Raw genomic sequence first — 12325 nt, forward strand, 5'->3', positions numbered from 1 at the left:
CCGTTCTGTTCGGCCGATATATAGCGAATGTCGCAAGCTGCAATACCGACAGCCGGACCTGCTAAATCCCGGCTAGTATTATCTATTCCCTTTGCTGGATGGCGGAACTTCTACCGATTCAACAATGAGCATGTCATGGTAAATCTCTTCGAGTGCAACGCCGACTTGCTTGTTCGACTTTGCATTGCGAATTTCAGGCTTAGAGCCTTCGCGAAGCATGCGTGCACGGCGGGAAGCCGCCACTACGAGCTTATATTTGCTGTCCACTTTCTCAATCATTTCATCAATCGATGGATACAACATTCGATTCACCCCGTCTATGCTTTCTCTGAAGCTGCAGGCAATTGCGGCATGTCAGCAAGAATCCGGCTTGCTTGGCAATGCTCTGCTGTTATGATGCTTTGGATTCGGTGGCATGCGGCATCGATCTCGTCGTTAACGACGGCATAATCATAATGGCGAAGCAAGTTCATCTCTTCTACCGCAACCGACATCCGATGGTCAATTACATCTGCATTCTCAGTACCACGCCCTGTAATGCGCTGCCTCAGTTCCTCAAGGGATGGCGGCATCAGGAAAATAAATACGCCCTCGGGAAACTTTTGTTTCACCTTAAGTGCGCCCTGCACCTCAATCTCAAGAATGATGTCTTTGCCTGAAGCAAGTGTCCGATCGACAAAATCACGCGGCGTGCCATAATAATTGCCGACATATTCGGCCCATTCCAACAGCGCGTCATTCGCGATCATATCCTGAAACTGTTCACGCGATTTAAAGAAATAGTTGATGCCGTTAATCTCGCCTTGGCGAGGGTGGCGGGTCGTCGCCGATACCGAATAAATGAGTTCCGGCATCCGATGCCGCAGGTTTGCGCATACTGTGCCTTTGCCTACGCCAGAAGGGCCGGACAATACAATAAGTAATCCTCTGCTCATAATGCTCCCCGTACTATTCGTCATGATCGTCATCTTTGGCGGAAAGCCGATGCGCAACCGTCTCAGGCTGCACCGCCGACAAGATCACATGATCACTGTCCGTAATAATGACGGCACGCGTCCGACGGCCGTATGTCGCGTCGATCAGCATATGCCGGTCTCTTGCTTCTTGAATAATTCTCTTGATCGGTGCCGATTCCGGACTGACGATCGAGATGATTCGATTAGCGGATACGATGTTGCCGAATCCGATATTAATTAGTTTGATAGCCATCTCTGGTCTCCCCTCCGGTCCTCCACATGCAACTGGCAAATAATAATTGGCTTGCAATAAATGAGAATCAAAACAACTTCCAGCTGCCGGAAATGAATGGCAGAACCCCCGCACTATTATGAACGAAAATAACCGGACTCATACGTCCGCGCAACGTTCCATCCAATGCTCGCTAATGTTGAACGCAAACAGATAACATCCGTTGTTTCGCTTCAAAAATCGACGAGAGAGCATGGCATATGCATTGTTAATCCATTTTAAAGGATTTTCATGCGACTAACAAGTGATTTTTTCACAATATCGGCTGATATCGGCGAATTTCGCCAATATCAGCCGCATCATCGTACTATAATTATCATGCTTCGTTCATGAACCGCCCTATCCTATGCCAAACATGCTCCGTTAATTTGACGGCCATCTCATAGAACATAAACGGCGTCATCAAGTAGATGCCTTTGAAGTGAGGAATAATCGCATCGAGCAATTCCGTAGCAATCTGGACGCCTTCCGCACGCCCCGCTTCGCCTTCCAGCCCCGCCATGCGTTGCCGAACTTCATCCGACAGCTGGATGCCTGGCACCTCATTATGCAAATATTCGGCATTGCGGCCGCTAGCAAGTGGCATCACGCCAACGAAGATCGGCACTTGAATATGCTTGGTCGCTTCCGCCATCCGTTCAATAAGCGCCGGGTCATATACAGGCTGCGTCATGATGTAACCAGCGCCGGATGCAACTTTCCGTTCCAATCGCTGCACCGCCTTGTCCAAATGCTTCACATTTGGGTTGAATGCAGCGCCGATTACGAATTTCGCCTTTTGCTTAAGCTGTTTTCCAGAAAAAGCCTTCCCCTCATTCATCTGGCGAATCATCTTAATCATATCGAAAGAAGTCATATCGTAAACCGAGCTAGAGCCAGGAAGGTCGCCAAAACGGGCAGGGTCCCCTGTCACAGCAAGCACATGGTCAATGCCCAGTGCATCGAGCCCCATCAAATGTGACTGCGTGCCGATCAAGTTACGGTCACGGCAAGCAATATGAACAAGCGGGCGAATGCCTGTACGTTCTTTCACAAGGGCAGCGAGTGCGATATTGCTCATGCGCGTTACCGCCAAAGAGTTGTCCGCCATCGTCAACGCATCCGCTTGCGCTTCCTTAAGGGCAGCTGCGCCTGCCATAAACTTCGTAATGTCCAGATCGCGCGGAGGGTCCAGCTCGACGATGACCGTATGCCGCTGTTGAACCAGCTCGACGATGGACGGCTCTTCAGCCGGTGGCGCAACAGGCGGAACAGGCGTAGAGCTAACCGTCACAGAAGGACCGCCCTCATGTTGCGGAGCTGCCGGCGCTTCTGCCACAGGGACAGCATCTAACGCAGCAGGGGTGTACCCATCTAGTGCAGCGGCAATTGCGGCGATATGCTCTGGTGTCGTGCCGCAGCAGCCACCGATAATTCGTGCACCGCGGTCGGCGAACCGACGTGCTGTCTCGCCAAAGTAAGCCGGGGTAGCCGAATACGTATACTTGCCATCAACATAGTCAGGAATGCCTGCATTCGGGAAAACAGAAAACGGAAGCTGAATCGTTCCATCAAGCGAATCAATCGAGCGCATAATGCCGTTAGGACCCGTTCTGCAGTTAAAGCCGACCACGTCAGCCCCTTCACTCTGCAAACGGTTAAACGCATCAATAAGCCCAATGCCATCTTGCGTGCTGCCACGGTCTTCTACGGCAAACTGGCAAATGACCGGCACGTTGCTAGATTGCCGAACGGCACGAATCGCCAGCAACATCTCTTCCATGTCCAAGAATGTTTCTAACAAAATGCCGTCGACACCTTCATCCAAAAGAATTCCGATCTGCTGGGACAACGCATGTTGAACCGTAGCTGTACGAACGCCCTTGCGCCTTGCTGCACGGATCGGGCCAACTGCCCCTACCACGTAAGCGTCCGCACCTACGGAAGCACGTGCCAATCGAACGCCAGAGCGGTTAATCAGCTCGATATCGGACTCTAATCCATACTTGGACAGCTTTTCAGCATTCGCAGAGAAGGTGTTCGTCTCGATTAGCCTAGCGCCGGCTTCATAATACCGCCTGTGCACACCGCCTATTACCTCAGGGCGAAGCACGTTGAATTCCTCATAGGATACCCCTACAGGAAACCCCGTCTGGTATAGGTACGTGCCCATCGCGCCATCTCCGGCCAAAATCCGATGCTGGAGAGCTTCACGCAAATCCTGTTTCATCAGCATCCCACCCGTGACTTAATTCCGATTAGAGCGAGCCGCGGAATACAGCAGCCGCCGGGCCAGTCATGTAGACGTGGTTGTCCGCTTCGCTCCATTCGATCAACAAATCGCCGCCTTTAAGCGACACTGTAGCCGTGCGGTCTGTCAAACCATTCAATACCGACGAAACGACCGTTGCGCAAGCGCCTGTACCGCATGCAAGCGTCGGGCCTGCACCGCGTTCCCAAACGCGCATATCCGTATGCGTACGGGAATTGACCGATACGAACTCAACATTGATTTTGCGAGGGAACATCGGATGTTTCTCCAGCTTAGGGCCCCAAGTTAACAGATCGAAATTTGCAGCATCATCGACATAAATAACGCAATGGGGATTGCCCATGGATACTGCTGTGAACGTGAACTCGCGCCCGTCAACCTCAATCGGATGTGCAATGACGCGGTCGGCATCAACCGTCGTAGGCACTTTGAGGCCCTCCAAAATTGGCTGGCCCATATCAACGCGCACAGTTGCGACTTGCCCATCCTGCACATTCAATTGAACCTGCTGCACGCCTGCGCCAAGCGTCTCAATCGTAATGTCAGTATTGCTCGTCAAGCCGTTGTCATACACATACTTTGCAACGCAACGGATCGCATTGCCGCATTGCTCAGCTTCCGAACCGTCGGAGTTAATAATGCGCATTTTGAAGTCTGCATTCTCGCTCGGGAGAATATAGACGAGGCCGTCGGCGCCGATGCCGAAAAATCGGTTACATAAGTCAATCGCAAGCTGCGATACATTCTCGGGCAATTCTTGATAACCTGCAAATACGACAAAATCATTTCCTAATCCATGCATTTTAGTGAATTCCATTTCCATTAGTCCCCTTTAACGAGTAGATGAATAGCATCTTGCCATTTTGTTCATTAGCATATCGTAAAAGGGGAATGGAACGCCATTGCTTAATTGGATGATCATTTGCACTAATCGCTCAATAGAATAAGCAAAAAACAAGCCTTCAGCAGTATGGCTGGCATACATGCAAAAGGCTGTTTTCGCATTATCTCGCAGCGGAGCGCGTGCTGGTTGGCGTCCATTTCGATTTTGACTTTTTGCGGTTTGAGCTCAGTACGCTGCCAATTCCCATCACGAAGGTTGGGATGCCAGCTGCAACGAACACGAGGCACCATTCGCGGAAGTCGAGCGGAACCGTTTTGAACACCGGCTGCAAAGGCTTAAGATAGAGAACGCCAATCATCAGAATGAGAGAAGACAAGACCGCCAGCACCAAGTACTTATTTTGCAAAATGTTACGATGGAAGATCGAACGCGAGCTTCTGCAGTCGAAAACATGGATCAATTGCGCCAGCACGAGTGTTGCGAATGCAACCGTCTGCGCCAGTACGAGCTGCTGCGGGTCATTCGGCGCCTTGGCGAGCGTCAGCCAGAACGCTCCTAGCGTACACACGCCGATGAGGATGCCCCGGCTAATAATTTTCCAGCCGAGCCGCCTTGCAAATATGCTTTCCTTCGATGAACGGGGCTTTTGTTTCATCAAATCTTTCTCCGCTTGGTCGACGCCAAGCGCCATCGCCGGCAAGCCATCCGTCACCAAATTAACCCATAGGATCTGGATCGGGATAAGCGGCAGCGGCAGCCCCGCCATCATGGCCAGGAACATCGTCAAGATTTCGCCGACATTGGATGCAAGCAAGTATCGAATAAATTTCCGAATGTTTTCATAAATATTTCTGCCTTCTTCAATTGCCGCTACAATAGTCGAGAAGTTATCGTCACTTAGAATGAGCGACGAAGCTTCCTTGGAAACATCCGTACCCGAAATGCCCATCGCAATTCCAATGTCCGCTGCTTTGATCGCAGGCGCATCGTTTACGCCATCGCCTGTCATCGCCACGACATGCCCTTGGCGTTGCAGCGATTTTACGATCCGAAGCTTGTGCTCGGGCGATACGCGCGCATAGACGTAGATGTTATCCGACAGCCGGTCGAGCTGGTCGTCGTCCATATTCGAAATCTCGCGGCCGCTCACCGCAATGCCGCCACGCGGCATAATGCCGAGCTGATGCGCAATCGCCTCAGCCGTAAGCTGATGGTCGCCGGTAATCATAACGGTTTTGATCCCTGCACGGCGGCAAGTTGCAATCGCATCCCTTGCCTCCTTGCGCGGCGGATCGATCATCCCTGACAAGCCTGCGAATACAAGCTGCGTCTCTGCTTCCGCAGACGTCGTGCAGTGATCATGAGGGCGCAGATCACGGTAAGCGAATCCGAGCACACGCAGCGCCGAGGAAGCCATCGTTTCCGCCGCCTCTGACACCTTGCGCTTGAGGGTAGACGTGAACGGCACAACCTTATCGTCCCATAGCACGTACGAGCATTGCTCCAATAGGACATCCGGAGCGCCCTTGGCGCATAGCAGTTTGCCTCCTTGATGGGCGACGACGACGGACATCCGCTTGCGATCCGAATCGAATGGAAACTCGGCTACGCGTTTATATAGCGGTTCAAGCGCCTTCGCTGCCAACCCCAGCTTGGTCGCCAATACAGCAAGCGCACCTTCTGTCGGGTCCCCTTTTAGCTCCCACTCATCCTTAATCTCGGTCCCTTTCTTCCTCTTGCTTTCCTCGGTTTCAACACTGCGCACAACCTCAGCGTTATTGCAAAGCGCAGCTATTTGCAGCAACCGCCGCAGGGACTGGTCATGCTTCGGATCGACCGGCTTCCCTTGCTCCAGCGCTTCGCCGGACGGATCATAGCCTTCGCCTGTAATGTCGACGGACCGCCCGCCGAACCACACTTGCTTCACCGTCATTTTGTTTTGCGTCAGCGTGCCCGTCTTGTCGGAGCAAATGACCGAGGCGCAGCCAAGCGTCTCTACGGATGGCAGCTTCCGGACAATCGCCTTTCGTTTAATCATCCGCTGTACGCCAAGCGCAAGCGCAATCGTAACGATGGCTGGGAGCCCTTCTGGAATGGCTGCCACAGCCAAGCTGACGCCTGCGAGGAACATGCCATAAGCAGGCTGGCCATGCATAATGCCAGCGACGACAACGAGTACGGTCAAGGCGACTGCCACGATAATCAAAATCTTGCCTAGTTGCTCCAAGCGCCGCTGCAGCGGGGTTTCCATTTCTTCAGTGTTTTGAATGAGATTGGCGATTCGCCCCATCTCTGTTTCCATGCCCGTTCGAATAACAATGCCTCGTCCCGTTCCGCCCGTCAGCATCGTGCCCATAAAGCCAATGTTCCGTTGGTCCCCCAGCGGCAAATCTCCTTCGGCTATGGCGTCAGCATGTTTTCCGACAGGAACAGACTCTCCCGTCAGCGCTGATTCTTCTGCATAACAGCTGTTCGCCTGTACGAAACGAATATCAGCTGGCACGCGGTCCCCGCTTTCCAGCAGGATCAAATCGCCAGGAACGAGTGCATTAGCAGGAATGGTGACCGCTTGCCCGCCGCGTATCGTTTTGGCTGTAGGCGCCGACAAAGCTTTGAGCGCCCGAAGCGACCGTTCCGCGCGAAACTCTTGGACAAAGCCCAACACTGCGTTTAGCACGATAATGGCTACGATCGTTACCGCATCCAAATATTCGCCCAGCAGGCCCGATATGAGCGTAGCCCCCATAAGAATCAGCACCATAAAATCTTTGAATTGATTCAAAAACAGCAGCAGAGGCGATACGCGGGCCCCTTCCGACAATTCATTAAGCCCGTACTGCTGCAGGCGCTCCGCTGCGGTTGACTCTGCCAATCCATGGTCAACATCGCAGCCTAGCGACTGGGTGAGCGACTCCATCTTCAACTGATGCCATTTGTTCTGCTCCATCTCCATGCTAATTTTCTCCCTCCCACATAAGCCGATCGCCGACTGGGCCATTGCCGCAGGCGGACAGCCTTCCTGCCTCCAATCTATTCGGACAAACCGCAAATTATCCCAGTTGCGCACTTAAGTTTTTCGTTAGACTATGGCATGATAGAGAAAGCATGATTCTAAAGACATACCTAAAGGAGATTTTATTCCATGGCATTAGATGGCATCGTTATCCGTGCTGTCGTACACGAGCTTCAGTCTTGTGTAGGCGGCCGCATTCATAAAATTCATCAACCGAACCCCCATGATCTCGTGCTGCAAATCCGTGGTGGCGCAAATCCAGGCAAGCTGCTCCTCTCGGCTAACCCGACCTATCCGCGCGCGCATTGGACAGAAGCTACATACGTGAATCCGCTTGAGGCGCCTATGTTCTGTATGCTTATGCGCAAATATTGCGAGGGAGCCGTTATCGAAGCGATCAGCCAACCCGGCCGGGAGCGCGTACTGCACATCGATGTCCGCCAACGTGATGAACTGGGCGACTTGTCGTATAAACGCATTATCATAGAGCTGATGGGCCGCCACAGCAACATCATTTTGCAGGATCCGGCAACGGGCGCCATCCACGATGGCATTCACCATGTCACCCCTGCGCTTAGCAGCTATCGCATTGTCATGCCTGGCGCACCCTACACACCGCCGCCTGAGCAGCACAAAGCAGATCCAATCGACGTGCAAAGCAAAGACGCGTTCAAAACCGCTTATCTTGCAGCCGAGCATGCCGACTCGCCTGACAAACGGCTAGTCAGTGCTTTCAGCGGCTTGAGCCCGTTACTGGCAGGCGAAATTGCGCATCGTGCCTCACTGAACGTTGTCGATGCAGATGATAGTGAAGATACGATCGACGCGATATGGCATGCGTTCGACGGGATGATGGCACCGCTTCGCTCGCATAGCTATACGCCCGAAATCGTCACTAACGAGCAAGGGAAGTCGTATTTTTCTGCCGTGCCACTGACTCGTTTCAACGGAGAACGCAAAACGTATGCGTCGATCAGCCAATGCCTTGAAGACTATTACGGCGAAAAAGCTGGGCGCGACGCAGTCAAGCAGCGGGCAGCCGACCTGCTCAAATTTGTCCAAAATGAAATTTCAAAAAACAAAAGCAAGCTTGAGAAGCTTCACGAGACTGTAGAGGAAGCCAAAGGCGCTGACCAATACCGCGTGTTAGGGGAGCTTCTTACAACGTACATGCACGCGGCAGGCAAAGGGGATCGGTCTATTGAGGTCATCAACTACTACGAGGAATCGCAGCCAACGATAAAGATCGAGCTCGATCCGCTGCTAACGCCGTCGGAGAACGCCCAGCGCTACTTCCGCAAATATAATAAACAGAAAAACAGCCTACAGACTGTCGAAGAGCAGATCACATTGACTAAAAACGAGAACACTTACCTCGAGCAGGTGCTCCAGCAGTTGCAAACTGCTGCACTGCAAGATTTGCAGGAAATTCGCGACGAGCTGGTGGAGCAGCAATATTTGCGCGACCGGAGCAAACGCGGCACGAAGAAGAAAAAATCGACGAAGCCTTCGCTCCTCTGCTACACCTCATCCGAAGGGATCTCGATTTTCGTAGGCAAAAACAATACACAAAATGAATACTTAACGAACAAATTAGCGTCGGCATCAGATACGTGGCTGCATACGAAGGACATCCCAGGCTCTCACGTCGTCATTCGAAGCGAAAGCTTCGGAGAAGCAACGTTGCAGGAAGCAGCTATGCTGGCCGCTTATTACAGCCAAGCGCGTGAATCAAGCCAAGTGCCTGTCGATACGACGCTAATCCGTTACGTCCGCAAGCCGAACGGCGCGAAGCCGGGCTCCGTCATTTATGACAAGCAGAAGACGATCTTCATTACCCCGGATGAGCAGCGGATTCGCAGTTTGCCCCATCTGGTCAAATAACGGCAGCATATCAACAAAAATGGTGGAACAGGGCTTCGAAGACACGAAACCTGTACCACCATTTTTTAAAATTTATTTGGGTTAAATAGAGAAGCTGTCCTTCTCTCGCGGTCGTGCAAGCGAGTCAACTGCGAATTTAATTTAATAAAAAAATTTGCGCAAAATAAAAAAACAAGCGGTCCCGCCCTAAGGCTGCCACTTGTCATCAATACGCACTTATTCAGAACACCTTACACAGGCCTTCTTAACTGCTTCAATTGCTCCGCCACTTGCATACTCACAGAGCGATGCCCGATCGGCCCATGAAAGACGACACCTTGCTTCTCTCCGTGGAAGTCAGAGCCGCCGGTAACGAGCAGGCCATATCGCTGGGCCAATGCCTCATAACGCTGTTCCTGCCCGGCATCATGATCGGAGTGGTACGCTTCAATGCCTTGGGCGCCATGCCGCACAATAGCTTCTACCATCTCATCATCGCCGTACAATCCAGGATGCGCGATTACACTGACTCCTCCCGCTTCCCGAATCCAATCAATAGCTTCAAACGGCTGCAGCCTCGGCGGATTGCAATACGCAAGCCCATTCTCGCCCAAATAACGGTCGAATGCCTCCCGCATGTCAGCAACGACGCCGCGGGCGATAAGCACTTCCGCCAGATGGGGACGGCCGATCTGCTCGACGCTTTCCACTTGCTTTCCGCTCTTCCTAGCGTGGCTGACAATTTCATCAAGCGTCACATCAATGCCAAGATCACGAAGCTTCCCGATCATCATCCCATTACGATTGCCGCGAAAACCTTGTTGCGACCGCAGCCGATCCAGCCATTGCCCATCGTTTGCATTACACCAATAGCCCAATATATGAACGTCTCGGCCATTCATAACCGTACTTAGCTCAATGCCTGGAATAACTTCAATGCCTAACCGGTCTCCTTCCGCTAGCGCTTCAGCCCATCCAGCTATGGTGTCATGGTCGGTAATGGCAACCGCGGCGAGCCCCGCTTCCTTCGCCAGCCGAACGACAGCTGCTGGAGCATTGGTCCCGTCAGAAGCAAGCGTATGCGTGTGTAAATCTGCATTCCCCATTATAGCCATTGCTGCAGGTCCCTCTCCCGTAAAAAAGTCAAAAACGTTACTGCGGATATCGGCAGCAAAGCAGATTTGAGCTGAATCGCATAAAAATGCCGCTTAAACTGAACATCCGCAAGCGGAATGATGCGAATCAACCCGAGCGCAACCTCATGCTTGACAGAGGAAGCAGATACGATTGATATCCCTACCCCAGCTTCTACCGCGGATTTGATCGCCCCTGTACTGCCCAGCTCCATTACAATTTCCAGTGAATTTGGGTCGATATCCTTCGCTTTGAGCTGTTCTTCCATGACAAGCCTAGTTCCTGAGCCCTGCTCCCTTAGGACGAACGGGTATTGCACTGCATCCGAAATCGTCACATGATCCATCTTCACGAGAGGATGCTCCTGAGCTACGATGAGCACCAGTTCATCGCTTAACACCTTCTCCATCAACATCTCAGGATGGTCTACAGGTGCTTCTATTAATCCAAAATTCAGCTGATGGTGCGTAATATCGTCAATAATTTGAGCCGTATTCATTACTTTCATGCTAATCGAAATGTGCGGATATTCCCTTCCGAACGGACCTAGCAGCCTCGGCAAAATATACTCGCCAATCGTCAAGCTGGCTCCCAGCTGCAGCCTTCCTTTGAGCTTGCTCGTAAATGCGGACATCGCTGCGTCAGTTTCACGGATCAGCTCCATGCTTCGCTGTGCATAAGGCAACAATGCTCTTCCTGCCTCTGTCAGCTCAATCTTCTTGGTCGAACGCTGCAACAGCTTCGTTCCGAAATAATCCTCCAATGACTGCACTTGCATCGTAACTGCGGGCTGCGTCATATGCAAAGCTTGGGCTGCAGCCGAGAAGCTTCCCCTTTCTGCAACCGAATAAAATATATGAAGCTGATGAAAGTTAAGCGCCATGTTTGTTCCTGCCTTCCGATGATGTGCCTATGCGTTTCATTATACCTTTATTTTGTTACAAAAAAGAAGCGCCTTGCGGCGCTCCTCCAATGATTCGTATGCTATTTGCGTTTTCTGCTGTTCTTAATCAATGTCATTCTTCTTGAATGCCGCAACCATGAATAATATGACTTCAAGTCACGAAGCTCAATCGTCTCTGACATTCGTCCTAAGAAGGTTACCACGATCATCTTGTGCAGTGGATTCCCAATCAGGTCTCTCTCTTTCTCAAGCTCTGCAAATTCAGCAACGAAAACGAGATCGTCATCGATTAAATAAACATCCTGCTCGTTGCGATAGTAAGAAGCGATTCGCCCTTGCTTCAAGCATTGCCACATAAATTCAGCAATATCAGCAAATCCGGTCTTCTCGCTTTCTACGCGATCCGTCCACCGACTCTTGGCATGATTCGTGATGACAACATCTGCCACCTTCTTATCCGCCAGTTCTACATGAAACGGTTCGTAAGTACTCCATCTCTCGGTCGTTTTGTCTCTCATCCCGACTCACCCCTCCCCGGGAAGCAGGCCTTTGTAACTATTTTTATGCACGCTTCCATTCTACCATTCCAGCCTGATATTTCAACAGTAAATTAAGCAAGTCACCAATATTGTTATTAATTGTATTACCATTATATGAAATATAACGAGCCTCATGCCCGCTTGTCCAGTCCTTATTTGAAAAAAACCTACGCAACATTCCTAATTCGGAAAAATAATGCGCAGGGTTATCGGTTAACCCCATTCCAGTTGGGGACTTACGCCATAACCATTATAGACTGTAAAATCGAGACTTATCCGGTACATTCTTCGCGTATTCCGTTTTTAACTCATTTCGGTAGGAACGCTCAATTTTTTTGACAAATGGCAAACGGGCCACATTGCGGGCTGTATCCTCCGCACGTTCCGTATCCACATAGAATACGACATAGTGCATCTTTCTAGACATATAATGAACAGTTCCGTATTTATCCAGCGATCTCGCAGCTTTTAAATCCGAAACCCAAATAATATAACCCGTACGTTCTGCTATCATAACGCCCCTCCCCCC

General features: G+C 51.3%; 11 protein-coding genes. 1 reads left to right on the top strand and 10 read right to left on the bottom strand.

Annotated features, from left to right (window positions below; genetic code table 11):
- Positions 1-78 precede the first annotated feature (78 nt).
- The 6 genes from rpoZ to GON22_RS01245 all read right to left on the bottom strand — a co-directional run bounded on the left by rpoZ (position 79) and on the right by GON22_RS01245 (position 7290).
- Positions 79-303: a DNA-directed RNA polymerase subunit omega gene (rpoZ, locus tag GON22_RS01220; protein WP_160394300.1), complete on the bottom strand. Its 225-nt coding sequence runs from the start codon at positions 301-303 to the stop codon at positions 79-81.
- 14 nt (positions 304-317) lie between these two features.
- The gene (gene gmk, locus GON22_RS01225; protein ID WP_160394301.1) at positions 318-935 is read right to left on the bottom strand and encodes a guanylate kinase; all 618 of its coding nucleotides are present in this window, start codon (positions 933-935) and stop codon (positions 318-320) included.
- Positions 936-948: 13 nt separating this feature from the next.
- Positions 949-1209, bottom strand: a complete 261-nt coding sequence (gene remA / locus GON22_RS01230; protein ID WP_006036475.1) for an extracellular matrix/biofilm regulator RemA — start codon at positions 1207-1209, stop codon at positions 949-951.
- A 355-nt stretch (positions 1210-1564) separates the two neighbouring features.
- Positions 1565-3457, bottom strand: coding sequence for a bifunctional homocysteine S-methyltransferase/methylenetetrahydrofolate reductase (locus GON22_RS01235; RefSeq protein ID WP_160394302.1), 1893 nt, complete (start codon positions 3455-3457; stop codon positions 1565-1567).
- 28 nt (positions 3458-3485) lie between these two features.
- Positions 3486-4316 carry a diaminopimelate epimerase gene (dapF, locus tag GON22_RS01240; protein ID WP_160394303.1) on the bottom strand — a complete coding sequence of 277 codons (831 nt, stop codon included), beginning with the start codon at positions 4314-4316 and terminating at the stop codon, positions 3486-3488.
- A gap of 187 nt (positions 4317-4503) precedes the next feature.
- Entirely contained in the window at positions 4504-7290 is a 2787-nt protein-coding gene (locus GON22_RS01245) for a calcium-translocating P-type ATPase, SERCA-type (protein WP_160394385.1), read from the bottom strand.
- A gap of 195 nt (positions 7291-7485) precedes the next feature.
- Here GON22_RS01245 and GON22_RS01250 point away from each other — a divergent pair, with 195 nt between their 5' ends.
- Positions 7486-9240: an Rqc2 family fibronectin-binding protein gene (locus tag GON22_RS01250; RefSeq protein ID WP_160394304.1), complete on the top strand. Its 1755-nt coding sequence runs from the start codon at positions 7486-7488 to the stop codon at positions 9238-9240.
- A gap of 230 nt (positions 9241-9470) precedes the next feature.
- Here GON22_RS01250 and GON22_RS01255 read toward each other — a convergent pair whose 3' ends face one another.
- From GON22_RS01255 to GON22_RS01270, 4 genes are all read right to left on the bottom strand, one after another.
- Positions 9471-10334, bottom strand: coding sequence for a PHP domain-containing protein (locus GON22_RS01255; protein WP_202113015.1), 864 nt, complete (start codon positions 10332-10334; stop codon positions 9471-9473).
- Complete coding sequence (locus GON22_RS01260; RefSeq protein ID WP_160394305.1) at positions 10325-11236, bottom strand: selenium metabolism-associated LysR family transcriptional regulator; 912 nt, start codon at positions 11234-11236, stop codon at positions 10325-10327. Before GON22_RS01260 ends, GON22_RS01255 begins: the two co-directional genes overlap by 10 nt.
- A 101-nt stretch (positions 11237-11337) precedes the next feature.
- Complete coding sequence (locus GON22_RS01265; RefSeq protein ID WP_160394306.1) at positions 11338-11775, bottom strand: hypothetical protein; 438 nt, start codon at positions 11773-11775, stop codon at positions 11338-11340.
- Positions 11776-12046: 271 nt separating this feature from the next.
- The gene (locus GON22_RS01270) at positions 12047-12310 is read right to left on the bottom strand and encodes a YlbG family protein (RefSeq protein ID WP_160394307.1); all 264 of its coding nucleotides are present in this window, start codon (positions 12308-12310) and stop codon (positions 12047-12049) included.
- Between the last annotated feature and the right edge of the window lie 15 nt (positions 12311-12325).

Source organism: Paenibacillus sp. MMS18-CY102, assembly GCF_009789195.1.
GTDB lineage: Bacteria > Bacillota > Bacilli > Paenibacillales > Paenibacillaceae > Paenibacillus_T.